Origin of the sequence: Pseudomonas sp. 31 R 17 (assembly GCF_900004915.1) — a bacterium.
GTDB classification, from domain to species: Bacteria; Pseudomonadota; Gammaproteobacteria; order Pseudomonadales; family Pseudomonadaceae; genus Aquipseudomonas; species Aquipseudomonas orientalis_A.
Map to the genome: position 1 here is coordinate 40000 of NZ_CVTN01000037.1, position 26329 is coordinate 66328.

Below are 26329 nucleotides of genomic sequence, written 5' to 3' on the forward strand. Positions count from 1 at the left end.
GTTCCCGCGACGATGCAGCTTATTGTTCGGCAATCAGCGCTTCGACCTTGAGGATCTGCGCCTGCAGGGTCGCGCGGTCCTTGCAGCGCAGGTTGGCATGACCCACCTTGCGCCCTGCCTTGAAGGCCTTGCCGTAGTGATGCACATGGCAATCGTCGATCGCCATGACTCGCTCAACCGGCGGCACCACGCCGATGAAGTTGAGCATGGCGCTCTCGCCAACCTTGGCCGTGGAGCCCAACGGCAAGCCCGCCACCGCCCGCAGGTGATTCTCGAACTGGCTGCACTCGGCGCCTTCGGTGGTCCAGTGCCCGGAGTTGTGCACGCGTGGGGCGATTTCGTTGGCCTTGAGACCGCCATCGACTTCGAAGAACTCGAACGCCATCACGCCAACGTAATCCAGCTGCTTGAGCACGCGGCTGGAATAATCCTCGGCCAGGGCCTGCAGCGGGTGGTCGGTGCTGGCGACGGACAGCTTGAGAATGCCGCTGTCGTGGGTGTTGTGCACCAACGGATAGAAGCGGGTTTCGCCGTCACGGGCACGCACGGCGATCAGCGAGACTTCACCGGTGAACGGCACGAAGCCTTCCAGCAGACAGGCGACGCCGCCCAGTTCGGCAAAGGTGCCGACCACATCGGCCGCAGTGCGCAGGACTTTCTGGCCCTTGCCGTCATACCCCAGGGTGCGGGTTTTCAGCACGGCGGGCAGGCCGATGCTGGCGACGGCGGCGTCCAGGTCCGCCTGGGACTGGATATCGGCAAAGGCCGGGGTCGGGATGCCCAGGTCCTTGAACATGCTCTTCTCGAACCAGCGGTCGCGCGCGATGCGCAGGGCTTCGGCGCTCGGGTACACCGGGACGAACTGCGACAGGAACGCCACGGTTTCGGCCGGGACGCTTTCGAACTCGAAGGTCACCAGGTCAACTTCGTCGGCCAGTTGACGCAGGTGATCCGGGTCGCTGTAGTCCGCGCGCAGGTGTTCACCCAGGGCTGCCGCGCAAGCGTCCGGCGCCGGGTCCAGGAAAGCGAAGTTCATCCCCAGCGGGGTTCCCGCCAGAGCCAGCATGCGGCCCAGTTGGCCGCCACCGATTACACCGATTTTCATCAATCAACACCCTCAGGCGATGCGTGGGTCTGGATTGTCCAGCACGCTGTCTGTCTGCTCAGCACGGAATTTTTTCAGCACCGCATGGAACTGCGGGTGCTTGGCGCCCAGGATACTGGCGGACAGCAACGCGGCGTTGATCGCGCCGGCCTTGCCGATCGCCAGGGTTGCCACCGGAATGCCGGCGGGCATCTGCACGATCGACAACAGCGAATCCACGCCCGAGAGCATCGACGACTGCACCGGTACACCGAGCACAGGCAGGTGAGTCTTGGCTGCACACATGCCCGGCAAATGCGCCGCACCGCCGGCACCGGCGATGATCACCTCGATGCCACGGGATTCTGCTTCATCGGCATACTGGAACAGCAAGTCCGGGGTGCGGTGGGCGGAGACCACCTTCACTTCGTACGGAATGCCGAGTTTTTCCAGCATATCGGCGGTGTGGCTAAGGGTGGACCAATCGGACTTGGAGCCCATGATCACGCCAACCAATGCACTCATCGTCGTGCCTCTTCTCTCTGGGCGCCCGCAGGCGCGTCAAAAAACAACAAGCCACGCGGGAAATCCGGCGTGGCTTGGTGTACGAATTAAGGCCGGTTGGACCGGCCGAAGGCCGCGCAGTATACCGTAATAATCCAGATAAACAGCCCCTGGGATGACCATCTGTCTTGCCGCCCAAACCGGCGGTTTTATTGACTCAAGAGTCAGTCCAATACACCGCAAAACCCTGTGGGAGGGGGCTTGCTCCCGATAGCGGTCGGTCAGTGACATATTCAGTGCCTGACACACCGCAATCGGGGGCAAGCCCTCTCCCACATTTGCTCTGCATTGGGCCTGAGATTGGGCTCAGGTATTTTGCGCCGCGCCACCTTCCAGCTTGCGCCACAACAACCGCACATTCGCCTTGCGCACCAGCGCGCAGCGATACAGCCGAATCTCCAGCGGCACATGCCATTGCGCCCCGCCACACACCACCAACTCGCCGCGGGCCAGTTCCGCCCGCACGCTCAACTGCGGTACCCAGGCGATACCCAGACCTTCCAGCGCCATGCTCTTGAGGCTGTCGGCCATGGCGGTTTCATAAATGGTGGTAAAACGCAGCGCACGCTGGCGCAGCAGCAGGTTCACCGAGCGTCCGAGAAAGGCGCCGGCACTGTAGGCCAGCAACGGCACGCTGCCCTCGCCTTCCAGATCGAACAGCGGCTTGCCGTCGGCATCGGCGGCGCACACCGGGAGCATTTCGGTGTTGCCCAGGTGCAGCGAGGGAAAGATCTCGGCGTCCATCTGCATGGCGGCATCCGGGTCGTAAAACGCCAGCATCAGGTCGCAGCCGCCTTCGCGCAGGGCGTGCACGGCATCGCCGACGTTGGTGGCGACCAGCCGCGTGGCGATGTTCAAACCTTCGTTGCGCAATTGGGCGATCCAGCGCGGGAAAAAACCCAATGCCAGGGAGTGAGCCGCCGCCACCTGCATGACCTCCCCCTGCCCGCCTTCCAGATGATGCAAATGGCGCAGCACTTCACCGAGTTGCTCGACCACCGTGCGCGCGGTGACCAGGAACAATTGCCCCGCCGCCGTCAGCTCCACCGGCGTGCGTGAGCGATTGACCAGGGTGAGCCCCAGCGCCGCTTCCAGGCTGCGAATACGTCGACTGAACGCCGGCTGGGTGACAAAGCGCCGCTCCGCCGCCTGGGAAAAGCTGCGCGTCGCCGCCAGGGCGCTGAAGTCTTCCAGCCATTTGCTCTCAAGGTTCATCACTGCCTCCCACGGGGAATGCACCATTTTGGCACACACGCCCGTCATGGTAACCGGGTCACATCGACATTATGCCGTTTGTGCATAGGCCAGTGTTTAACAGCATTGGCCCAAAAACTCTCAAAAGCCTAGCATTCACAGCGTTCCGGCCAGTTCCGGGTCCCTATCGAGATGATTTCCGTCATGTCCTCTGCTGCATCTTTCCGTACCGAAAAAGACCTGCTTGGCGTACTCGAAGTACCTGCCCAAGCGTATTACGGCATCCAGACCCTGCGAGCGGTGAACAACTTCCGCCTCTCGGGCGTTCCGATTTCGCATTACCCGAAATTGGTGGTCGGTCTGGCAATGGTCAAGCAAGCAGCAGCGGACGCCAACCGCGAACTGGGCCAGCTCAGCGAAGCCAAGCACGCGGCCATCAGCGAAGCCTGCGCCCGCCTGATTCGCGGCGATTTCCACGAAGAGTTCGTGGTGGACATGATTCAAGGCGGCGCCGGCACTTCCACCAACATGAATGCCAACGAAGTGATCGCCAACATCGCGCTGGAGGCCATGGGCCATCAGAAGGGTGAGTACCAGTACCTGCACCCCAACAACGATGTGAACATGGCGCAGTCGACCAACGACGCCTACCCGACCGCGATCCGTCTGGGTCTGCTGCTGGGCCATGACGCGCTGCTGGCCAGCCTCGACAGCCTGATCCAGGCCTTCGCCGCCAAAGGTGTCGAGTTCGGGCATGTGTTGAAAATGGGCCGCACCCAACTGCAGGACGCCGTGCCGATGACCCTCGGCCAGGAATTCCGCGCCTTCGCCACCACCCTGAGCGAAGACCTGGCCCGCCTGAAAACCCTGGCGCCGGAGCTGCTCACCGAAGTGAACCTGGGCGGCACCGCCATCGGCACCGGCATCAACGCCGACCCACGCTACCAGGCCCTGGCCGTACAACGCCTGGCCACCATCAGCGGCCAGCCGCTGGTACCGGCGGCCGACCTGATCGAAGCCACCTCCGACATGGGCGCCTTCGTGCTGTTCTCCGGCATGCTCAAGCGTACCGCGGTGAAGCTGTCGAAGATCTGCAACGACTTGCGCCTGCTGTCCAGCGGCCCACGCACCGGCATCAACGAAATCAACCTGCCGGCGCGCCAGCCAGGCAGCTCGATCATGCCCGGCAAGGTCAACCCGGTGATCCCGGAAGCCGTGAACCAGGTGGCGTTCCAAATCATCGGTAACGATTTGGCCCTGACCATCGCGGCCGAAGGCGGCCAGCTGCAACTGAACGTGATGGAGCCGCTGATCGCCTACAAGATCTTCGACTCGATCCGCCTGCTGCAACGCGCCATGGACATGCTGCGCGAACACTGCATCGTCGGCATCACCGCCAACGAAGCGCGCTGCCGCGAGCTGGTGGAACACTCCATCGGCCTGGTCACCGCGCTGAACCCCTACATCGGCTATGAAAACGCCACCCGCATTGCGCGAATCGCCCTTGAAAGCGGTCGCGGTGTGCTGGAACTGGTGCGTGAAGAAGGTTTGCTCGACGACGCCATGCTCGACGACATCCTGCGCCCCGAAAACATGATCGCTCCACGCTTGGTCCCGCTGAAGGCCTAAGTGTTTGTTGCACCGCTCACCAGGTTGAGAGACTAGACACCTCTCACCTTTTGAGGGCCTGAAGGCTCGTTCTTCAGGCCCTTTTTTTTGCCTTGAGGTTGCTTATGACGCCTATAAAAAATCCAATATCGCACCGCTTACCCACCTCCCCTCTCACCGCTTCGCTGAAACCTTTAATCAGGCCGAGCAGACGGATCACGTTCGCCTAGGTATAGTGCCGCCCCTCTTCGTGTCAGAGATCGTCGGTAACGAGGTCCTGTACAGCGCGAAACCGCATGAATAACAACACCCGCAAAAGGATTGGGGTCGAACGTCGCGCACTGCCTGGTGCCGAGCGATGCGTCGTACCGTCCTGCGTTTGCCATTAGAAAAATCAGCGAGGAACACTCCATGCTCGAAGTCATCAACGACTTCCTCTCAGGGAAAGTACTGATCGTGCTCATTGTCGGGCTCGGCGGTTATTTCACGATCCGCTCGCGTTTCGTTCAATTGCGTCACTTTTTCCACATGTTCTCGGTGTTTAAAGACAGCCTGAAAAGCAGCTCCGGTCAACTCAGCTCGTTCCAGGCGCTGATGCTCAGCCTGGCCGGCCGTGTGGGCGCCGGTAACATCGCAGGCGTCGGCATTGCCGTGACCCTGGGTGGCCCGGGCGCCGTGTTCTGGATGTGGGTCACCGCGTTGGTGGGCATGTCCTCGAGCTTTATCGAGTGCTCCCTGGGTCAGTTGTACAAGCGCACCGATGCAGAAGGTGCCTACCGTGGCGGCCCGGCGTATTACATCCAGCACGGCCTGCACAAACGCTGGCTGGGGATGGTCATGGCGTTCCTGCTGCTGGTGACTTTCGGCTTTGCCTTCAACGGCCTGCAAGCCCACGCGGTTACCCACTCGCTGAATAATGCCTTCGGTCTCGACACCACTTACACCGGCCTCGCGCTGGCGGTGTTGCTGGGCCTGGTGTTCATTGGCGGGATCAAGCGTATCGCCTCGATCGCCGACCTGCTGGTACCGGTCAAGACGCTGGTCTACATCGCCGTGACCCTGTACGTGATCGTGCTGCAGTTCGACCACGTGCCGGCCATGCTTGCGACCATCGTCAAGAGCGCCTTCGGCCTCGACCAGGCCTTCGGTGGCCTGGTGGGCAGCGCGATCATCATGGGCGTCAAACGCGGCGTGTTCGCCAACGAAGCCGGTTTAGGCAGTGCGCCCAACGTGGCGGCGGTGGCCTCCGTGGAACACCCGATCGCCCAAGGTGTGGTGCAAGCGTTCAGCGTGTTCCTCGACACCTTCGTGATCTGCACCTGCACCGCGTTGCTGATCCTGCTGTCCGGCTTCTACACCCCGGGCTTTGAAGGCGACGGCATTGCCCTGACCCAGAACTCCCTGGCCGCCGTGGTCGGTGACTGGGGCCGCATGTTCATCTCGGTCGCCCTGGCGTTGTTCGTGTTCACCTCGATCATGTACAACTACTACCTGGGCGAGAGCAACCTGCGCTTCCTGGTCGGCAACAACCGCAAGGTACTGATGGGCTATCGCGCCTTGGTGCTGGTGCTGATTTTCTGGGGTTCGATCGAGAACCTGAGCACCGTGTTCGCCTTCGCCGACATCACCATGACCATGCTCGCGTTCGTCAACCTGTTCGCCCTGGCGTTCCTGTTCAAGATCGCCATGCGCATCCTCAACGACTACGACGGCCAGCGCGCAGCAGGCATCAAGACCCCGGTGTTCGATTCCAGCCAGTTCCCCGACCTGGACCTGGACCGCAAGGCCTGGCCGGCCAACCCGGTAAAACCCGAAGCAGCAGCGTCGGCTGAACTGAGCGCCCAGGCGCAACGTTAATCACCGCCAGATGACACGCCGCCCGGCCTTGGGCATGCTCTGGGCCCGGCGGCGTTTTTTCGTTCAGGAGATTTTTCATGCAAGCAGCCAATAACGTCATGGTGCTCTACACCGGCGGCACCATCGGCATGCAGGCCAGTGCCAACGGCCTGGCACCTGCTTCCGGTTTTGAGGCGCGTATGCGCGAGCAACTGGCCGACGCACCCGTGCCCACGTGGCGCTTTCGGGAGATGTCACCGCTGATCGACAGCGCCAATATGACCCCTGCCTACTGGCAGCGCCTGCGCAGCGCCGTTGTCGACGCCGTGGACGACGGCTGCGACGCCGTGCTGATCCTGCACGGCACCGACACCCTGGCGTACAGCGCGGCGGCCATGAGTTTTCAACTCCTCGGTCTGCCGGCACCCGTACTGTTCACCGGCTCGATGTTGCCGGCAGGCGTGCCCGACAGTGATGCCTGGGAAAACGTCAGCGGTGCGCTGACGGCACTCGGGGAAGGCCTGGCACCCGGCGTGCAGTTGTATTTCCACGGCGCGCTCATGGCGCCCACCCGGTGCGCGAAGATCCGCAGCTTCGGTCGCCATCCGTTTGCCGCCTTGCAGCGTAACGGCGGCGTCTCCCAAGCCGACATGATCCCCGCGGCCCTGCATTACCGCCAGCCCAAGTCTGAAGCCAGGGTCGGCGTCCTGCCGTTGGTGCCGGGCATCGCCGCCAACCTGTTGGATGCGCTGGTCGACAGCGGCCTCCAGGCGCTGGTGCTCGAGTGCTTCGGCAGCGGCACCGGCCCAAGTGACAACCCGGCCTTCCTGGCCAGCCTGCAACGTGCGCAGGATCAGGGTGTAGTAGTGGTTGCGATCACCCAATGCCATGAAGGCGGCGTGGAACTGGACGTCTACGAAGCCGGCAGCCGCCTGCGCGGTGTGGGCGTGCTGTCCGGTGGCGGCATGACCCGCGAGGCGGCCTTCGGCAAGCTCAACGCCCTGCTCGGGGCCGGGTTGCCGACCCGCGAAATCCGGCGCCTGGTGGAACTGGACCTGTGCGGCGAACTGAACTGAGCGGCATGTAACTTGCTCCACTTCCAGCCACCCCATGGCTGGAAGTCCCCATGCTGCACTCCCATCTCACCACCCTCAATGCCGTGTCCCTGGTGCTCAGTACCTTCGAGGCCGAAGGCTTGCCCCATGCCGCATTATTGGCCGGCAGCGGCATCTGCGCAGCGGACTTGCGCCGCGCCGACACGCGTATCGCCACGCACCAGGAGATGCAGGTGTGCGCCAACGCCGTGGCCCTGCAGCGCGATATCGGCCTGATCGTGGGGCGGCGTATGCATGTTTCTTCCTACGGCATGCTCGGCTATGCCCTGCTCACCAGTGCCACTTTCGGTGACGCTTTGCGCCTGGCCCTGCGTTATCCGGCGCTGTTGGGAACACTCTTCGAACTGAGCCTGGAGGAAGACGGCGAACGTATCTGGTTCACTGCCGGCGATTACCGCGAGAGCCCCGCACTGACGGCCTTCAATGTCGAGTTGTGCCTGGGGTCGTTGAAAGTTATCTGCGACGACCTGCTCGGCCACTCACTGCCCCTGTTGGGCGCTCGCTTCGAGCACGACGCGCCGGATTACCAAGCGCGTTACGTCGAGAGCTTCGATTGCCCGCTGCAGTTCCAGGCCACGGCCAATGCATTCGCCTTCGATAAACGCTGGCTTGCCCAACCCCTGCCCCTGGCCGACACCGTGACCCACCAGGCCATGGTCGAGCGCTGCCGGAAACAGAACACCGAATTCACCGGACGCGAGGCATGGCTGGGGCGAATCCGTCAGTTGCTGGCCGCGCAACTGCACGCCGCACCCGGGCTGGAGGGCCTGGCCCGGCAAATGAACTGTTCCGCACGCACCCTGCGTCGACACTTGCACCACCTGGGCTGCAGCTATCAGGAACTGCTCGATGAGTTGCGCTTTGAACGCGCCAAACAGTTATTGGCTGACGACCTGTGGCCGATCCACCGGATAGCCGAAACGCTGGGGTTCAGCGAAACGGCCAGCTTCAGGCATGCGTTCGTACGCTGGAGCGGCGTCGCGCCGAGCCAATTTCGCGCATGACGCCCCGTTCAGGGGCCCATTGCGGACACACAGGCTGGCCATATTTATCCCCTTTTGGCCGCTCCTGCCATTCTCATAGACCGCCCCCGCCGCAAGACTGCATGCACCGACAGAGCCTGCGGAGAACAACACATGCTGACGATCTACTCGGACGATCACCACCTGCACCACGGCCGCTGTGAATTGATGGACGGGCAACTGATGCCCTGCTTTGAAATGCCCTCACGCGCCGACCACGTGCTGCAACGCGTCAAAGACCGTGACCTGGGCCCGGTGCAGGCGCCGCAGGACTTCGGTCTGGCGCCGCTGCAACGTATTCACAGCCGCGACTATCTCGACTTCTTCAAAGGCGCCTGGCAACGCTGGACCGAGTACGGCCAGGATGGCGACCTGTTGCCCTACACCTGGCCCGCGCGCACGTTGCGCCGCGTGATACCCGCCAGCCTGCACGGCCAACTGGGCTATTACAGTTTCGATGGAGGCGCGCCGATCACCGCCGGCACCTGGCAAGCGGCCTACAGCGCGGCGCAAGTCGCCCTCACCGCCCAGGCCGCCATCACGCAAGGCGCCCACAGTGCCTTTGCGCTGTGCCGCCCGCCCGGGCATCACGCCGCCAGCGACTTGATGGGCGGTTATTGCTACCTCAATAACGCGGCCATCGCCGCCCAGGCGTTTCTCGACCAGGGTTGCAAAAAGGTCGCCATCCTCGATGTGGACTACCACCACGGCAACGGCACGCAATCGATTTTCTACCCGCGCAGCGATGTGCTCTTCACCTCGATCCACGGCCATCCGGAGGCGGAGTTCCCATTCTTCCTCGGGTATGCCGATGAGCTGGGAGAGGGTTCGGGAGAAGGGTTCAACTTCAACTATCCGTTACCGGCCGGCGCCACCTGGGAAACCTGGAGCGCCGCGCTTGAACAAGCCTGTGTCGAGATCGCGCGCTACGGTGCCGATGTCATCGTTGTCTCCCTGGGCGTGGACACCTTCAAGGACGACCCCATTTCGCAATTCAAGCTCGACAGCCCGGACTACCTGGCCATGGGTCGACGCATCGCGCAACTCGGCACGCCAACGCTGTTTGTGATGGAAGGAGGCTACGCCGTGGAAGAAATCGGTATCAACGCCGTCAACGTGCTTGAAGGTTTCGAGGAAGCAGCCCGATGAACATACTCAAATCGCTCGTCCTGTGCGTCGCGGTGGCCAGCGGCGCGGCACAGGCCGAAGAGAAAACCCTGAAGGTCTACAACTGGTTCGACTACATCACCCCCAAGGCCCTGGAGGATTTCAAGGGGCAGAACCCGTCGATAAAACTGGTGTACGACATCTTCGACACCAACGAGGCGCTGGAAGCCAAGCTGCTCACCGGCAATTCCGGCTATGACGTGGTGGTGCCGTCCAACGTGTTCCTGGCCAAGCAGATCGAAGCCGGGGTATTCCAGCCCCTGGACCGTAGCCAGTTGCCCAACTGGAAGCACCTGGATCCCAAGCTGATGAAGCTGATCGAAGCCAACGACCCCGGCAATCAGTACGCCGTGCCCTACATGTACGGCACCATCCTGATCGGCTTCAACCCGGCCAAGGTCAAGGCGGCCCTGGGCGACGACGCGCCAGTGGACAGCTGGGACCTGATCTTCAGGGAAGAAAACATCAGCAAGCTCAAGCAGTGCGGGGTCGCGTTGCTGGATTCGCCCTCGGAGATCCTGCCGCTGGCCCTGCAGCATCTGGGCCTGGACCCCAACAGCGGCAACCCCAGGGACTACATCAAGGCCGAAGCACTGCTGATGAAAATCCGCCCATACATCACCTACTTTCACTCCTCCAAATACATGGCCGATATCGCCAACGGCGACATCTGCGTGGCCGTGGGCTATTCCGGCAGTTTTTCCCAGGCCGCCAACCGCGCCAAGGAAGCCAAGAACGGCGTGACCGTGGATATGCGCCTGCCCAGGGAAGGCGCGCCGATCTGGTTCGACATGCTCGCCATCCCCAAAGGTGCTAAAAATCCGGGCGACGCCTACACCTTCATCAACTATTTGTTGCAACCCAACGTCATCGCACCGGTCAGCGACTTCGTCGGTTATCCCAACCCGAACAAGGACGCCACCGAGTGGGTCGACCCGGCGATACGCAACAACCCCAACCTGTACCCGACCGACGCGGCCATGACGACGCTCTATACCCTCAAGCCCCTGGACAGCAAAGCCGAACGCGCCAGAACCAGGGCCTGGACCAGGATCAAATCCGGCACCTGAAACACCTTGCTTTGACGGGCGCCTTCGCGGGCGCCGCGATTTATCTACCGTCCTCCAGGCTACGGCCATCGCTACCTTGCACCTCCTCGAAGCCCGTCCAGGCCAGCGATTGCAGAGGAGCAACACATGCCCAACGACCTACATAGCACTAATCACCGCCCCCCAGCACCTATGAACTGCTCACCCAGTTAACCAACGGGCCCACCACCCACGAGGTCGCCGCCATCACGTTGCGCTCGGCACTCCGAGACCTCTACCCCGCCCTCAATATCGACCCTGACCTGGCAATGGTGGTCAGCCCTCGCTGGCACATCGTGGGCAGTGCTGTCGAACCGGCGCCAGCCGTTATCCAGTCCCTGACCTCGGTACTGGCCAACCAGGCGCTGTCCGGCGAACGAGTGACCTACATCGATGGCGAGCACTTCCTCACGCTGCAGCCGAACGCGGCGGCGCCTGTACACCTTGAGGTGAAGATCGATGCCATCGCACGCCTGATCAACGAGTTGTCCGCCTTGCTGTTCACCGCTTTTCAGGAACAGCAGCTTAATTTCTGGAACGCCTCCAACGGCAGCACCGGGCCACGTTGGCGGACATTTTCCAACTCACTGAGAAAACTGTGGAACGTCAACGAAGAGCAGGGCTTGGCAGAGCACGAAGCGGCCATGGCCCGTGGATTTTTCCAGGAGCCCGACCGGGCGAGGCGCGCGTTGAATGATCGCTACCAGAGTCGTGCCTACCTGGTCGATATCGACCTGCTTCGGGACGGCGAGTCCACCCACATCAGTTTCACGGACATTGCCGTACTGGTTGGCGAGCACGACAAGCGCCAAATGGTCCTGACGCACTCGCTGGTAAGCGGGTACGAAACCTTCGCGTCAGTCGAAGCATTCGGCGCCTCACTGCCGGCCCGGTTGAGTGCGCCAGAGCGCGATACCACGTTGCAGTGGCGTCTCTATGAGCCCGATGGCAATTTTTTCGACGCGCTGGCCTGCACCCTGATTGACCTGCAAATCCGCACCATCGGCAGTTACAGCCAAGCCGCTGTCGATGAGCCGGCACAGGAGCAGCCAAGCCCTGTCACCGTCGCCCGCATTGTGCCCAGCATCGAAGAGATGAGCGATCACCAACTCTCGAGTATCCGAGAAATTCATCAACAACTGCCCGACTGGCTGGCTTCGGCGTCGGACTCGGACACCGCCGCCTATAGCCGCTACATGATCGACCTGGCCCAACTGCATGCCCACTACCAGGGCGAAACATTCCAGGACGGCATTGCGCCCATTCGGGACTATGCCCGCACACAGCTGCAAAGCCGCATCCAGTCGCATAAAGACGGTGCGCGCCTGAACCTGGACAAAATCGAGGTGGTGATCGAAAGCCCGGTGATATGGGGCACGTTCATCGTGCCGGGCAGCGTGGACATCACCCGTCGCGGCCTGATCGATCTGGCGCTGGACAACCTCACGGGTCTGCCCACCGGCAATATCACGGTGCGCTACGGCGACAATGACAATGGTGTCCCCAACTGGTTGACCTTCAGCTATCTGAAAGACCTGATCGAAGACATTGATATCGGCGAACACTACCCCGCGCTGATCAAACAGAAACTGCTCGATGAACCGGTGCAATCCAGCCACCGCCAACAGCTCTATATCAGCCACCTACGCCTGCAACTGCCGCTGCTGGCCCTGCAAATGAAAATCCGCAGGCAGGGCGCAATTGATGAGCTCGGCTACCGCTACGTTGCCGCCGTGATGCACACCGATGAACACGATCGCCACGTAGACGGGCAGCTCATTGTTATCCGCGCCCTGGCCTTCGTGCCCACCTTGCGCCCCGGCCATGAGCGCGACGTGGTCGCCAATATGTTCGTGATCGGTCCAAGGGACGCCAGCGCCGGCCCGTGCCTGCTTTATCGCCCGTTGCTGGAACCGGTGCTGATGCAATACCCGGCACGGCAAAACCTGTTGTACGCGATCAAACATGAGCGCCCCTTGCGCGAATCGGTGCTGGCCTGGCTGCCGCAGGCGCAGAGCTTCAACTACGCCCAATACGTGTTTCCCGACACGTTGCCCTCGCCCTGGACGGTGGTGCGTGCCCTCGTCGAGCCCCTCACCCTGCTGTACATGAGCGGCCCCGTGACCCTGGCCGATGAAGAAGTGGGCAATGACGCCCTGGCAACGCTGTTCAAGGCCAATGCCACCGCCATGATCGAACTGGCGGCCCGTCAGTCGGTGTCCAATGTACAAAAACGCTGGGCGACGTTTCGCCACACCGGCTGGCAAATATTCAACGCGGCCCTGCCATTCATGGGCCGCACCGTCGGAATTGCCGCCTGGATCTGGCAAATCATGGACGACCTGCAAGCCACCGAGGAAGCGGTAAACAAAGAGGATCAACACGCCTCATGGACCGCATTAGTGGATGTATTCCTCAACCTGGGCATGGCTCTGACCCTGCACATCGCCCTACGCCATCCCCCCCCGCCGGGACAGTTCGGTGCGCCGAAGATCGAAACTGAATCCGAGTCAACAATGATCGAAACCGCCGATAAACCACCTGTTGCCGAGAAAACATACACCGCTGTGCAACAAGCAGATATTCCCGACAACCAACTGCCCGCCAAGCATCAGGGCGCCGTACACATCCTGGGGGCCCTGGGTCATAGCCGCTTGGGCCTGGCCAGGACACTCGACAGTTTCAACGTCGCCAAACCCGACAAGCTTGGCGCGCAAAACAAAACGCGCGGGCGCCACTTGAATCTGTATCCACTTGGCGACAAATGGTATGCGCCGGTTGGTGCGCGTTGGTTCGAAGTCAGGGTGGATGACAACGACAGTGTCATCATCATTGACCCGCAGGCACCGTTGCGTACGGGCCCGCCGCTGATCGGCAATCTGGCGGGCCAGTGGTTTGTCGACACCCGTTTGCGACTGCGCGGCGGTGGCCTTCGAAACCGTCAGCGTGCGGTCAAGGTCAATCAGCCTGAGCGCATTACCGCACTCATGACCCAGCTCAACGCCTTTGATGCGGACGCCGCCAGGCAACAGCTGGACGTGCTTGAGTCAAAGCCCGAACTGGACGCCGCCCCTGGCCCTTCCACGGACCTGCTGCGTACAGCGTTCATAGGTAAAGTCGACAACCGGCTGACGGCGTACGATGAGGCGATCAGTCAGCTGAAATCCTTGAGCATCATCGATGCCGTGCCCGCCTATCAGGGCAACATGAGTAAATACCTGAAGCAGCAAATACAGCTGACTCAGGTAGCCATGGAACAACAACTGGTGAGCTATAAGCAGGCCCTGGAATCGTCGTTCCCGATCCTTGATGCCGAAGTGGACATTGACTATAAAAACCAGGCGCAAAGCGCGCAAAACCTGTCCACCTTGAACCTGGCAATCATCAAGCGCCTGGAGTTCATCAACGACCGTTTCAGCGATCTCAAAGTGCTGGGAGATGAAGGCGCAGCGGTCATTCAAAAAGCCATGAGCGAGTTGCCACCGCTCACCCTCGCCGAGCTCAAATCCCTGGAGATCGGCTTGGGTCGCTACTTGTGTATCGATGAAGAGCAAAGCCAGATCCCCGCCACGCTGCGAGAGCAGATGAACCAGTGCGTCGACACAGCCGAACTTAACGTCGAGAGTTTCACTGAGGTTGTCAGACGGGGCAGCGATACGTCGCTGGATGAGCGCATTGATGTGCTCAACAGCCTGGTTGAGCAATTTTCCAGTGCAGATCAACGTCTGCTGGAGCTACACGCCGACCATCCGCAGTATCTGCTGAAAACCCGCCTGCAGGGTTTTCGCCAGCAGATTGGCGAATTCAGCCAGCGGGCCATTCACGACCTGGCGCAACTGCTGCGCGAGAAAAAAGCCCTGGAACCCAAGCCCGGCAGCTCAAAGGCCTCGCGCACGCCACACCGCAAAATAATCAAGACACGCTACGACGGCGTGTTAATAGCTCAACCCCGTGAGTCCGACAGTACCCTGGCCGATGTCAGGACGTCCGTGACAGGCAAGGTGCTCGCTACATTTCATGAAAAAACCCCAGGCGTCTGGGTCAAGCGGCAAAAGGTCACCTCTGCATCGCCAGTGCCTGCCACGCTGGACCTGGATACCAGCATCAACACCGGACAAACGCTGTTGAATGCCGAGCAGGCTGAAACCCGCAAGTACCAGGGTTTCTCGCGTAAACCCTGGCACGCGCCGCAGGATATCCAGGATATGTACGAGGCCTACGCCAAACAACTGGAGGGTGCGTCAAACGACATCGAGCAAGCGCTGACCCGGCGCAATCTCACCGAAAGCGACCATACTTCCGCCGCTTCGACCAAACGCAACCTCAACGACGCAGCACAGCGGCTTTATCACCTGGGTAGAAAAACCTACATCGAGATGATCAAACACCAGCCGCCCACTGCGGCGCGGGTGGAATGGCTGCATAACCAAGGGCTGATCAGGATCACCAGAACCTTCAGCCGTCGCGCAGTCAAAGGGCCCCCAAAGGGCTATCTGGACGAGTACGAAGTCCGTGATAAAGAGACCAACGCCGTGCTGTGGTACGCGCACTTTCACTACGCAACGAAAGGCGCCGCCCTTGAGAGATTCGACAAGGCCCACCTCAAGACGCGCGAACAACAGCGGCTCGGTGGCGCTCGTCAACGCACCGGCCCCAGTGACTGGGAAATGATAGAAATCCACCGCAGCAGCATCGGTGATCAACTGGCCAAGTCGCTGTTCTTCGACAGCTGATCGCCTTTTCATGTCTGCCAAACCTGGCGCAAACGTGCCAGCGCCTGCGCGATGGCCGCCTCGGGCACGGCGGCAAACCCCATCACCAGGCCTGCGTGCTGGTCCGCCGGTGGGCTTGTGCCAGCCAGCCAATAGCTACTTAAACCGGTGATCTCAACCTCTACCGCACGGGCCTGCGCGAGCAACGCCTGCTCGCGGGCCAGGCTGTCCACTCGCACGGTCAAGTGCAGCCCGGCCGCAACGCTGGGCAAGGCGCCGACGCCGGGCAACCCATCGGGCCAACCGGCCAGCAAGGCGTTGCGTCGGTTCAATGCAGCGCGACGCATTCGGCGAATGTGGCGTTGGAAGTGCCCCGCCGCCATGAACTCTGCCATCACCGCCTGGGTGCTGACTTCGGAATGGCGCATGTCCACGGCGCGCCGCCGGGTAAACGCTTGCACAAGGGCCGCAGGCAACACCAGGTAGCCCAGGCGCAACGCGGGGAACGCCACTTTGCCGAACGTGCCGACGTATAACACGCGGCCACTGCGATCCAGCGCCGCCAGGGGCGACAACGGCGCACCGCTGTAGCGGTATTCTCCGTCGTAGTCATCCTCGACGATCCAGCCACCCGTACGCTCGGCCCAGGCCAGCAACTCCAGACGCCGGGCCAGGCTCATCACCACCCCCAACGGATATTGATGGGAAGGTGTGACATAGGCCACACGGCAGTCATGCAGAGCATTGAGCACCTGGCAATCCAGGCCCTCGCTGTCTACCGGCACACCCTGCAATCGCCCGCCGGCCAGGGCGAATGCATGGCCGGCCGCACGGTAACCCGGATTTTCCACCGCTACCCCATCACCCGGCTCAACCAGCAGCTGTGCACAAAGGCTGATTGCCTGCTGTGCACCACTGGTGATCACAATTTGTTCAGCCGTGCACTGCATACCCCGTGAACTGCGCAGGTACGCGGCAATCAAGCCACGCAGGCGGCCGTCACCTGCCGGGTCGCCATAGCACAGCTGTTCCAGGTCCGGTTTGCGCCAGAACGCCCCATTCAGCTTGGCCCATACTTCAAACGGGAACAGGTCGAAGGCCGGCACGCCCACGCGAAAAGCACGAGGTGGACCTGAAGGCGGTTGAGGCAGGTGATGATTTTTTACCCGCGCCAAACCCGTGCTGTGGATAACTTCATCGTCAAGATGTTCCGGTAAATCCGCCCATTTTGTGGATAACCCTGGGGATAAGCCTGTTGAAAACCCTGTGGATACTTGTGTGGATAGTTTTTTCGGCATCGGCAATTTGGCTACATACGTGCCATCCCCCACCCGACTTTCGATAAACCCTTCCGCATACAGCTGATCGTAGGCGCGCACGACGCTGTTTCGAGAGATCGACAATGCCGCCGCCAGATCACGGGTAGCGGGTAACCGTGTACCACTGACCAACCGTCCATCCAGCACGCGCTGGCGCAGGGCCTCATACAGTTGGCGCGTCAGGCCCTGGCGGCGGTCCAGTTCGATACCGGCAGGGTTGAAGGATAACGGCGGCGCGATGGACGGCATATTGGACCTATGAAAATAGCGCTAGATGGCTCTTACAACGAACCAATAGCCTGCCTAGGATGCAGGCATTCGCCAAGGAAAATTTCCCATGTACACCCCCCGCGCCTTTGCCATCGATGATTTGCCCCAACTCCAGCAATTGATCCAGCACACCCGTCTGGCGCAGTTGGTGACCGTGGGAGAAAACGGCCTGCAAGCCAGCCACCTGCCACTGCTGCTCAACCCCGATGAAGGTCCCAACGGCACGCTTTACGGGCACTTGGCCAAGGCCAACCCGCAATGGCGCGAGCTGCAAAATGGCCATGAGGCGCTGGTGATCTTCGCGGGGGCCGACGCCTATGTCAGTCCGGCGTTTTACCCGGCCAAGGCCGAACACGGCAAAGTGGTGCCGACCTGGAACTACATGGCCGTGCACGCCTATGGCAAGGCGCAGGTGTTCAACGACGCCGAGCGATTGCTCAAGCTGGTCAGCGCCCTCACCGAGCGCCATGAACGTGGCCGCGCCCAACCCTGGGCGGTCAGTGACGCACCGGCGGACTACATTGACGGCATGCTCAAGGCCATCGTCGGCTTCGCGCTGCCCATCGAACGCGTGATCGGCAAGCGCAAGCTCAGCCAGAACCGCAGCGCGGCCGACGTGGCCGGCGTGCGCGAAGGCCTGGCCGCCAGTACCGATGTGCGTGACCAGGCCCTCGCCCGCTTTATTCCCCAAGGAGTTGCACAATGAGCCAGATCGACATTCGCCAAGTCACCGCCGCCGACCACACCGCCTGGCTCCCGTTGTGGCAGGCGTATCTGAAGTTCTACAACACCGAACTGCCGGACGCCGTCAGCCAAAGCACCTGGCAACGCCTGATCGACGCCCGCGAGCCGACTCATTCGGCACTCGCCTGGCAGGACGGCAAGGCAGTGGGCATGGTCAACTTCATCTACCATCGTTCCAACTGGAGCATCGAGAACTCCTGCTACCTGCAGGACTTGCTGGTGGACCCAGCCCAACGTGGCACTGGCGTGGGCCGCAAGCTGATCGAATTCGTCTACGCCACCGCCAAGGCCGATGGCTGCTGCAAGGTGCACTGGTTGACCCACGAGACCAACGCCACCGCGATTCAACTGTACGAACGCATCGCTGAACGCCCAGGTTTCATCCAATTTCGCAAAGGTCTTTAAGGAGCGCAGCATGGTCACTTCCCCCGCCGACTGGAAAGGCGCCCCCGCGCCTGCCGCGCAACTGCTTGAAGGGCGCTTCATTCGCCTGGAAAAGCTCGACCCGGCGCGTCACGCCGAACACCTGTGGCAAGCCCTCGAGGGCCCCGGTGCCGACCCGACGTTGTGGGACTTTTTGCCCTACGGCCCTTTTGCCGAGCGCAGCGCCTTCGATGCCTGGCTGAACAACCATGCCGCCGGCAGCGACCCGTATTTCTTCAGCGTGGTCGACCGCGCAAGCGGCCAGGTCCAGGGCATCCTCAGCCTGATGTCCATCGTCCCCGCTCACGGGCGTATTGAGATCGGCCACGTCACCTTTGGCGCACCGATGCAGCGTTCGCCAAAAAGTACCGAAGCGGTGTACCTGCTGGCCAGGTACGCGTTCGAGCAGGGCTACCGCCGCCTGGAATGGAAGTGCAACAACGGCAATGCGCGCTCCAGGTATGCAGCCGAGCGCGTGGGGTTCAGTTTTGAAGGCGTGTTCCGCCAGCATATGGTGGTCAAGGGGCAGAACCGGGATACGGCGTGGTATTCGATGCTGGATTCGGAATGGCCGAAGATTGGCGCGGGGTTTGAGGCGTGGTTGTCGGAGAAGAACCAGGCCGGTTCCGGTCAGCTCAGAACACTGGTCGAATGCCGAACCTGAACCTCACCCGCAACACAAAACCTGTGGGAGGGGGCTTGCCCCCGATGGCGGCCTCAGGGCTGGCCAGGATGTTGGATTGGGTTGAGTACATATCCGTTTCCGCGGTAACGGCTGCTATGGGTTCCGCTTTTACAGCGGCTCACTTTTGAAAAGCGCAAAAGTAAGCAAAACGCTCTTGCCCCACCACTCGGCACCTCGCTTAGGCTCGGTGTGCCCGATCGAAGGCTTGAATCCGTGGGCCGCCGCAATGGGCCATCCATGGCCCAGTGCGGCTAACCCGGCGTCCTGCCGGGTTACCCACGAATTCAAGCCTGCGTTCGGCCAGCGTGGTTTGACGGGGCGCTTAAGATCAAAAGCAGATCAAGATCAAGAGCGACTCGCTTCGCATCGTGGTTACGTTTGGGCGCTACAGAGTTGTAGATACCTATGGCCATCGGGGGCAAGCCCCCTCCCACAGTTTTGATCTGCGGTGAATCAGTTGGAAAGGCGCTCGGCCAACACCGCAATATGCTCCGGCCCGATCCCGCAGCAACCGCCCAGATGACTGGCGCCGCGCGCCTGCCAATCCGCCGCCCAGTGCAGGTAACCCGGCGGGTCGAGATCGTCGCGCAACGGGTCCAGGCCATCGTTGGCCGTGGCTTCCTTGGGTTGCGGCGGGAAGGCATTGGCGTAGGCGCCGATCTGAATGGCGACGCCCAATCGCTCGAAGGTTGCCCGCGCCGCATCGATCGCCGCGCCGATCACTTCGGGCTGGCTGCAGTTGAACAGCAACACCTGCACGCCCAACTGCGCCGCCGCCTCGGCCGCCTCCGCCACCGGCTCGCCGGAACGCAGGCGCGGCACCTCATCGGTATCCTCATCTTTCAAGGTAAACGACAGCCAGAACGGCTTGCCATCCTGCGGCAGGCCGGCATGAATCGCTTGCGCTTCAACGATGGAGCTTTGGGTTTCCGCCAGCCACAGGTCAACGTGAGGCGCCAATCCCTGCACCAGCGGTGTCAGCAATTCGCTGACCCGCTCAGGCAGGAACAGGTCGGGCCGATAGGAGCCAAACAACGGCGGCAAGGAACCGGCGACGCGCACCGACTTGCCGGAGGCCTTCACCGCCCGTCGCGCCAACTCACCGGCCAATGCGGCCAGCGCCTGGCCCTCCTGCGCGAACCGCGCTTCGCCGATATGAAACGGCACCACCGCGTAGCTGTTGCTGGTAATCACGTCGGCACCGCTGTCGATATAGGCCGCGTGCACCGCCTCTACCGCTTGCGGCGCCTCGCTCAGGGCCAGCGCCGACCATTCCGGCTGGCGGAACGGCGCGCCACGGCGTTGCAGTTCACGGCCCATGCCGCCATCGAGAATTACGGTGTTTGTTGTACCCATATGCTTTTTACTCATATGCTTATGAAAATAACTCACTATGAGAGTCGTTCTTATAACTATTTAATGCGTACCGTTCGGTTAATAACAACCTCTTTTTTATTCAGGTGCTCGATTTTGAAATTACGACCGCTGTTGGCCCTGGGCCTGACGATGTTGGCCGCTTCAACCCAAGCCTTTGGCGGTGCCACCCTGGACCGTATCGAGCAGAAGAAAGAGCTGGTCGGGGTGCTGATGGAAAGCTATCCGCCGTTTTCATTCCTCAACGAGCAGAACCAGCTCGACGGCTTCGACGTGGATGTGGCCAAGGCCGTGGCGCAAAAGCTTGGGGTCAAGCTGCGCCTGGAGACGCCTTCATGGGACGTCATCGCCGCCGGCCGCTGGAGCGGGCGCTACGACATTTGCATCTGCTCCATGACCCCGAGCAAGGCACGCGCCGAGGTGTTCGATTTCCCGGTGGAGTACTACGCCTCGCCCGCCGTCATCGTGGTCAATGCCAAGGATGATCGCATCCATGCAGCCAAAGACCTGAGCGGCAAGAAAGTCGGCCTCACCAGCGCCTCCAGCTATGAAAGCTACCTGAACAAGAACCTGGTGATCGAAGGCGCCGAGGACACCCAGTTGCAGTACCCGTTCGAGGATGTGCAGATTGCCCCGTACGACACCGACAACGTGGCATTCCAGGACCTCGGCCTGGGCGCGGGCGTGCGCCTGGATGCGATCCTCACCAACCTGGTCACCGCGCAGCCGCGCCTGACCCAGGACAAGCGCTTCAAGCTGGCAGGCGAGCCGCTGTATTCGGAGCCCAACTCGGTGGCCATCGAAAAAGGCGACGCGCAGTGGGACAGCAAAGTGCGTGAGGTCTTCGCCCAGCTCAAACAGGACGGCACCTTGAGCAAGCTGTCGCAAAAATGGATCGGCGCCGATATCAGCCGATGAGCTTTCGTATACGGCTTTACCTGACCTGGGCGGCGCTGTTGACCTTGTTTGCGAGTTTCTTCCTGAGCTTTGACCTGAAGTTCTCGATCATCCTCGACAAGCTGCCCAACCTGGTCGGCCTGCACCTGGCGCCCAATGGCTTCCTGCAAGGCGCGGCGCTGACGCTGTTTTTGTGCCTGTGCGCCATCGTTGCGTCGTCGATATTGGGGTTTGTCACCGCCCTGGGGCGCCTGTCGAAAAGCGCGGTGGCGTTTGGCATTGCCAGTTTCTACGCCTCGTTCTTTCGCGGCACGCCGTTGCTGATCCAGATCCTGCTGATTTACCTGGGCTTGCCGCAACTGGGCCTGGTGCCGGGCGCGATCGTCGCCGGCATCATCGCCTTGTCGCTGAACTACGGCGCCTACCTGAGCGAGATTTTCCGCGCCGGCATCCTCGGCGTGCCCCATGGCCAACGGGAAGCGGCGTTGGCACTGGGCATGCGTGACCGGGCGATCTTCTGGCATGTCACCCTGCCCCAGGCCATGCGCACCATCATCCCGCCGGCCACCAACCAGTTCATCTCGATGCTCAAGGACTCGTCGCTGATCTCGGTGATGGGCGTGTGGGAAGTGATGTTCCTGGCGCAGTCCTACGGCCGCTCCAGCTACCGCTACATCGAGATGCTTACCACGGCGGCGATTATTTACTGGGTAATGTCCCTCGGGCTGGAGCTGATCCAGGCGCGCATGGAGCGGCATTTCGGCAAAGGGTATGTGCGCCGCAGTTGACGCTTAGACCCCCTTGCGTCGCACTTTGACACGGTACGCCCAGCCAATGGCGGATGAGCTTTTAATCGCACCCCACTAAGGACAACTCCCGCAAACCAGCGGTCAGTGGCCTGACAGTTATCCCTCGACGACCTCGCTACATTCCCGGCCTCATTCATCAGAGGTCGGGAATTCATGTCTTTTATACCCTCCAGAATCGCTGTGTTGATCAGCCTTGCAGTGGCCATCAGTGTTCAACCCGCGCAAGCACGCGGCGATATTGAATACAGGCCGTTTTTTCATCAGCCTTACGATTCGGCCGAGACTGAGTGGGCCTTCGAACCCAAGCTCAATACGCCGCCTTCCCCGCCGCCCTACGCCGGTTACCTCATTGGACAAGCCACTTCCTACAACGGCGTGCAGGTCGCCAAGGTGCTGGAGCCCGCACTGCTTGATTTGCTGACCTCCGGGGAGCTGACCTCGGAAGAGATAAAGGACCTGCAGAAAGCAAATGAAGCACTCGCCGCACAGCCCGGCGGGATCGGCGCAGCCCTTGAACAATTGGCCGGCAGCCAAAACGCTAACCTGGCCACCGCCAGCCACACCGTCACCGGCCAGATCAGCAACCAATTACTGTCGACCCTGCGCGCCTTGCCTGCCGACGAGAATAATCACGTTTGGGTGCAGGGCCTGGGCAACGACGGCCACCTCGATTCACGCAGCGGCAGCGCCGGCCTGAAGCACCGCACCCGTGGACTGTTGCTGGGCGCCGACTGGGCGGTCGACCACGCCTGGCGCGTGGGGGTGATGGGTGCCAAGTCCACGAGCAATCTTGACGCCCAGCGCTTTTCCGCCGAGCTGGACAGTTTGCATCTGGGTGCCTACGCCGTGCGCCAGGACGGACCGCTGGCCCTGCGCCTGGGTGCGATCTACAGCAGCCACGCAGGGACCAACCGGCGCAACGTCAATCTGCTCGATTACAAGGATCAGCTCAAGTCTCATTACGATGCCCAAAGCCAAACGCTGTTCTCGGAACTGGGCTATCAATTGGGCAGCCAGGACTTGCGCGTCGAGCCCTTCGTCGGCCTTGGCTACCAGCGTTATCACCGCGACAGTTTCAAGGAAAGCGGTGGCCTGACCGCACTGAACGTCGGCGCGCAGACCCAGCAGAACTTCAACAGCACGGTAGGTCTGCACCTGGCGACGGTGTACCGGTTCGATAATCAGGTCAGGCTGACACCCCACCTCAGCACAGGCTGGAAACATCTCTACGGCGCAGTCGACAGCCAGGTGCGCCAATCCTATCGCAACGCTCCAGTGGCACTGGACGGCTTCACCATCACGGGTACGTCACTGGATCGCGACAGCCTGGACGTGAACGCCGGCGTGGACCTGGCCTTGTCCAGCCAACACACGCTGGGCCTGAGCTACAGCGGCCAGGCGGGTACCCATAGCCGCAATCAAGGCGTCAAGGGGCAATGGACGATGAGCTTTTAACCGAGCGTCGTAAGCGTCCTCTTCAATTACGAACCCTCTCACAATCCTCGGTACTACCGCCGACAGCGACGGACTTTTCCTTGCGTTAGTTTTCGACCTCCAGCACACGTGAGGTCGAAATCCAATGTCGCAAGTACCCACCCAGTCCGCAGTCTATCCCTCTCCAGCGTTCTATCCAGTATCGGCGACCGTGCAGGTGGAGGCCGGCAACGACATCTATAACCATGGCCTCATCAGCGGCAAGCATTATGGCGTGCTGGTCGATAACGGGAGCGCGGGGCCTGATGTTGGCAGCACGTTGCTGGTCAACAACGGCACCATCAGAGGTCGCGACGGCTATGGGGTGTACCTGCTAGGCAACTTCAACGACAGGGTCGTCAATAACGGCCTGATCAGCGGGGGCAACGGCATTGCCCTGGACATGGGCGGGGGCAACGACGTGTTGATTGTGCGCGGCCAGGCCCGATTCAGGGGTGAGGTGGACGGCGGCAGCGGTACCAACCAGGTCATCCTGGAAGATATCGAGGGCGGCACGTTCAACGGCGCCCGCCAGTTTCAGCATCTGGACGTCAATGCAGGCACCTGGACCCTGACCGGCGCACTGGAGGCCAACCAGCGCGGCCGGGTTCGGAGCGGCGCCACCTTGATCAACCAGAACCGCATCGGCGGCACGGTCACGGTTGAACAGGGTGCTACCTATGCCGGAGGCACGGTGAACGAACTTGACGTCGCCGGTACGCTGTTGCTCGACCCGGTCCTGAAAAACCAAGATCGAATCAAACGCGACCTGAACATGACAGCGGGTTCGACCCTGGCTTTCAAGGTGGGCCAGGGCGAAGCACACAGCACCCTGAAAGTCGGCAACCGTGCCAGCCTCGCGGGCGCGACGCTGAATATCCAGATAGAGCATGAACATGATGAACTGCTCAACCGCCAGCTACGTGTCGTCGACGCCGCACAGATTGAAGGCCGTTTCGAGCGGGTCACCAGTCGCCTTGCAACCCTGACCCCGGAACTGATCTACACAGCCACCGGCGTCTTTGTCAGCTTCAAGCACAAAAAGCCTGCCGCCGAGGCCTGAATCTCGGGCAAAAAAAAGGAGGGCACCTGCCCCCCCGAGGATTAAGCGGTCATGTCGAAGGCTGGATTCAGCCTTCGATCTCAATCAGGATCTCACCCGGGTTGACCCGGTCGCCCTTGGCCACATGAACGGCGGTCACCTTGCCGGCAATGGCGGCCTGGACTTCGGTTTCCATTTTCATGGCTTCAGTGATCAACACGGCCTGGCCGGCCTTGACCACGTCGCCCTCCTTGACCAGCACATCGACGATATTGCCCGGCATCGCCGTGCTGACATGGCCCGGTTCGGTAGCGTGCTTGCGCTTGCTACCGCCGCTGCTGACGAATTCGTTGAGCGGTTCGAACACCACTTCTTCCGGCATGCCGTCGATGGACAGGTAAAAGTGGCGCTTGCCTTCGGCCTTCACGCCCACCCCGGTGATATCCACGCGGTAGCTTTCGCCGTGCACGTCGATGACGAACTCGGTCGGTACGCCTTCGCCGCTGGCACGGGCGACACCGCCGGCTTCCGGAATCGGCAGCAGCACTTCAGGGGCCAGGGTGCCGGCGTCGCGTTCTTCGAGAAACTTGCGCCCGATATCCGGGAACATGGCGTAGGTCAGCACGTCTTCTTCGGACTTGGCCAACGCGCCGATTTCACCGCGCAGCTTGGTCATTTCCGGCTTGAGCAAATCAGCCGGGCGAACGTCGATGACCTCTTCGCTGCCGATGGCCTGACGGCGCAGCTTTTCGTTCACCGTGCCCGGGGCCTTGCCGTAGCCACCCTGCAGGTAGAGCTTCACTTCGTTGGTGATGGTCTTGTAGCGCTCACCGGCCAGCACGTTGAAGAACGCCTGTGTGCCGACGATCTGCGACGTGGGCGTGACCAGCGGCGGGAAGCCGAGGTCTTCACGCACGCGCGGGATTTCGGCCAGCACTTCGCTCATACGGTTCAGGGCGCCCTGCTCTTTCAACTGATTGGCCAGGTTGGAAATCATCCCGCCCGGTACCTGGTTGACTTGCACGCGGGTGTCGACGGCAGTGAACTCGCTTTCAAACTGGTGGTATTTCTTGCGTACGGCGTAGAAGTACAGGCCGATTTCCTGCAGCAGTTCCAGGTCGAGGCCGGTGTCGAACTCGCTGCCTTTGAGGGCCGCGACCATCGACTCGGTGCCAGGGTGGCTGGTGCCCCAGGCGAAGCTGGAGATGGCGGTGTCGATATGGTCGGCACCGTTTTCGATGGCCTTGAGCTGGCACATCGCGGCCAGGCCGGCGGTGTCGTGGGAGTGGATAAAGATCGGCAGGTTCTGCTCGGCTTTGAGCGCCTTGACCAGTTCGCCGGTGGCGTACGGGGTCAGCAGGCCGGCCATGTCCTTGATCGCGATCGAGTCACAGCCCATGGACTCCAACTGCTTGGCCTGGGTCACGAAGGCGTCGACAGTGTGCACCGGGCTGGTGGTGTAGGCGATGGTGCCCTGGGCGTGCTTGCCGGCGGCCTTGACCGCTTCAATGGCCACGCGCAGGTTTCGTACGTCGTTCATCGCATCGAAGATACGGAACACATCGATCCCGTTGACCGCGGCCTTGGCGACGAAGGCTTTGACCACATCGTCGCTGTAGTGGCGGTAGCCCAGCAGGTTCTGGCCGCGCAGCAGCATTTGCAGGCGCGTGTTGGGCAATGCCGCGCGCAGTTGGCGCAGGCGCTCCCACGGGTCTTCTTTGAGGAAGCGTACGCAAGCGTCGAAGGTGGCGCCGCCCCAGACTTCCAGGGACCAGTAGCCGACTTTGTCGAGCTTGTCGCAGATCGGCAGCATGTCATCGGTGCGCATGCGGGTCGCCAGCAACGATTGGTGAGCGTCGCGCAGGATGGTGTCGGTTACGAAGATCTTTTTGCTCATTGTTAT

Annotated in this window: 20 protein-coding genes; 14 read left to right on the forward strand and 6 right to left on the reverse strand. The window is 61.5% G+C overall.

Going from position 1 to position 26329, the window contains the following annotated elements; translation table 11 throughout:
- Positions 1 to 19: 19 nt before the first annotated feature.
- From BFP89_RS02415 to BFP89_RS02425, 3 genes are all read right to left on the reverse strand, one after another.
- Positions 20 to 1105 carry a 5-(carboxyamino)imidazole ribonucleotide synthase gene (locus BFP89_RS02415; RefSeq protein ID WP_065883803.1) on the reverse strand — a complete coding sequence of 362 codons (1086 nt, stop codon included), beginning with the start codon at positions 1103 to 1105 and terminating at the stop codon, positions 20 to 22.
- Positions 1106 to 1117: 12 nt separating this feature from the next.
- Positions 1118 to 1609, reverse strand: coding sequence for a 5-(carboxyamino)imidazole ribonucleotide mutase (purE, locus tag BFP89_RS02420; protein ID WP_003195648.1), 492 nt, complete (start codon positions 1607 to 1609; stop codon positions 1118 to 1120).
- Between the two features lie 345 nt (positions 1610 to 1954).
- Positions 1955 to 2863, reverse strand: a complete 909-nt coding sequence (locus tag BFP89_RS02425) for a LysR substrate-binding domain-containing protein (protein ID WP_065883805.1) — start codon at positions 2861 to 2863, stop codon at positions 1955 to 1957.
- Between the two features lie 183 nt (positions 2864 to 3046).
- On the opposite strand from BFP89_RS02425, the gene aspA reads away from it, so the two are divergent.
- The 7 genes from aspA (at position 3047) to BFP89_RS02460 (ending at position 15411) form a co-directional block, all read left to right on the forward strand.
- A complete protein-coding gene (gene aspA / locus BFP89_RS02430; RefSeq protein WP_065883807.1) occupies positions 3047 to 4471 on the forward strand; it encodes an aspartate ammonia-lyase in 1425 nt (474 codons plus the stop codon).
- A 390-nt stretch (positions 4472 to 4861) separates the two neighbouring features.
- Entirely contained in the window at positions 4862 to 6307 is a 1446-nt protein-coding gene (locus tag BFP89_RS02435; RefSeq protein WP_065883809.1) for an alanine/glycine:cation symporter family protein, read from the forward strand.
- Positions 6308 to 6384: 77 nt separating this feature from the next.
- On the forward strand, positions 6385 to 7362 hold the full coding sequence (locus tag BFP89_RS02440; protein ID WP_065883811.1) for an asparaginase: 978 nt from the start codon (positions 6385 to 6387) through the stop codon (positions 7360 to 7362).
- 50 nt (positions 7363 to 7412) lie between these two features.
- Entirely contained in the window at positions 7413 to 8405 is a 993-nt protein-coding gene (locus BFP89_RS02445) for an AraC family transcriptional regulator (RefSeq protein WP_065883813.1), read from the forward strand.
- Positions 8406 to 8537: 132 nt separating this feature from the next.
- Positions 8538 to 9572: a histone deacetylase family protein gene (locus BFP89_RS02450; protein ID WP_065883815.1), complete on the forward strand. Its 1035-nt coding sequence runs from the start codon at positions 8538 to 8540 to the stop codon at positions 9570 to 9572.
- Positions 9569 to 10660 carry a polyamine ABC transporter substrate-binding protein gene (locus BFP89_RS02455; protein WP_065883817.1) on the forward strand — a complete coding sequence of 364 codons (1092 nt, stop codon included), beginning with the start codon at positions 9569 to 9571 and terminating at the stop codon, positions 10658 to 10660. The genes BFP89_RS02450 and BFP89_RS02455 overlap by 4 nt, the downstream gene beginning before the upstream one ends.
- Before the next feature lie 287 nt (positions 10661 to 10947).
- Positions 10948 to 15411: a dermonecrotic toxin domain-containing protein gene (locus BFP89_RS02460; protein WP_256097305.1), complete on the forward strand. Its 4464-nt coding sequence runs from the start codon at positions 10948 to 10950 to the stop codon at positions 15409 to 15411.
- An 8-nt stretch (positions 15412 to 15419) separates the two neighbouring features.
- Here BFP89_RS02460 and BFP89_RS02465 read toward each other — a convergent pair whose 3' ends face one another.
- A complete protein-coding gene (locus BFP89_RS02465) occupies positions 15420 to 16958 on the reverse strand; it encodes a MocR-like pyridoxine biosynthesis transcription factor PdxR (protein WP_065883819.1) in 1539 nt (512 codons plus the stop codon).
- Between the two features lie 88 nt (positions 16959 to 17046).
- Here BFP89_RS02465 and BFP89_RS02470 point away from each other — a divergent pair, with 88 nt between their 5' ends.
- From BFP89_RS02470 to BFP89_RS02480, 3 genes are read left to right on the forward strand one after another with little or no spacing between them, the layout of a single operon-like run.
- Positions 17047 to 17685 carry an FMN-binding negative transcriptional regulator gene (locus BFP89_RS02470; RefSeq protein WP_065883822.1) on the forward strand — a complete coding sequence of 213 codons (639 nt, stop codon included), beginning with the start codon at positions 17047 to 17049 and terminating at the stop codon, positions 17683 to 17685.
- Positions 17682 to 18128 carry a GNAT family N-acetyltransferase gene (locus BFP89_RS02475; RefSeq protein WP_065883826.1) on the forward strand — a complete coding sequence of 149 codons (447 nt, stop codon included), beginning with the start codon at positions 17682 to 17684 and terminating at the stop codon, positions 18126 to 18128. Before BFP89_RS02470 ends, BFP89_RS02475 begins: the two co-directional genes overlap by 4 nt.
- Before the next feature lie 10 nt (positions 18129 to 18138).
- Complete coding sequence (locus BFP89_RS02480) at positions 18139 to 18810, forward strand: GNAT family N-acetyltransferase (protein WP_065883828.1); 672 nt, start codon at positions 18139 to 18141, stop codon at positions 18808 to 18810.
- Between the two features lie 474 nt (positions 18811 to 19284).
- On the opposite strand, the gene BFP89_RS02485 is transcribed toward BFP89_RS02480, so the two are convergent.
- Positions 19285 to 20187: a homocysteine S-methyltransferase family protein gene (locus BFP89_RS02485; protein WP_065883830.1), complete on the reverse strand. Its 903-nt coding sequence runs from the start codon at positions 20185 to 20187 to the stop codon at positions 19285 to 19287.
- 114 nt (positions 20188 to 20301) lie between these two features.
- On the opposite strand from BFP89_RS02485, the gene BFP89_RS02490 reads away from it, so the two are divergent.
- From BFP89_RS02490 to BFP89_RS02505, 4 genes are all read left to right on the forward strand, one after another.
- Positions 20302 to 21123, forward strand: a complete 822-nt coding sequence (locus BFP89_RS02490; protein WP_065883831.1) for an ABC transporter substrate-binding protein — start codon at positions 20302 to 20304, stop codon at positions 21121 to 21123.
- On the forward strand, positions 21120 to 21890 hold the full coding sequence (locus tag BFP89_RS02495; protein WP_083208000.1) for an amino acid ABC transporter permease: 771 nt from the start codon (positions 21120 to 21122) through the stop codon (positions 21888 to 21890). The genes BFP89_RS02490 and BFP89_RS02495 overlap by 4 nt, the downstream gene beginning before the upstream one ends.
- Before the next feature lie 174 nt (positions 21891 to 22064).
- The gene (locus BFP89_RS02500; RefSeq protein WP_065883834.1) at positions 22065 to 23366 is read left to right on the forward strand and encodes an autotransporter outer membrane beta-barrel domain-containing protein; all 1302 of its coding nucleotides are present in this window, start codon (positions 22065 to 22067) and stop codon (positions 23364 to 23366) included.
- Between the two features lie 124 nt (positions 23367 to 23490).
- Positions 23491 to 24447, forward strand: a complete 957-nt coding sequence (locus BFP89_RS02505) for a hypothetical protein (RefSeq protein ID WP_141689028.1) — start codon at positions 23491 to 23493, stop codon at positions 24445 to 24447.
- Positions 24448 to 24514: 67 nt separating this feature from the next.
- Here the strand turns inward: BFP89_RS02505 and oadA are convergent, their stop codons facing one another.
- On the reverse strand, positions 24515 to 26323 hold the full coding sequence (oadA, locus tag BFP89_RS02510) for a sodium-extruding oxaloacetate decarboxylase subunit alpha (protein WP_065883842.1): 1809 nt from the start codon (positions 26321 to 26323) through the stop codon (positions 24515 to 24517).
- Between the last annotated feature and the right edge of the window lie 6 nt (positions 26324 to 26329).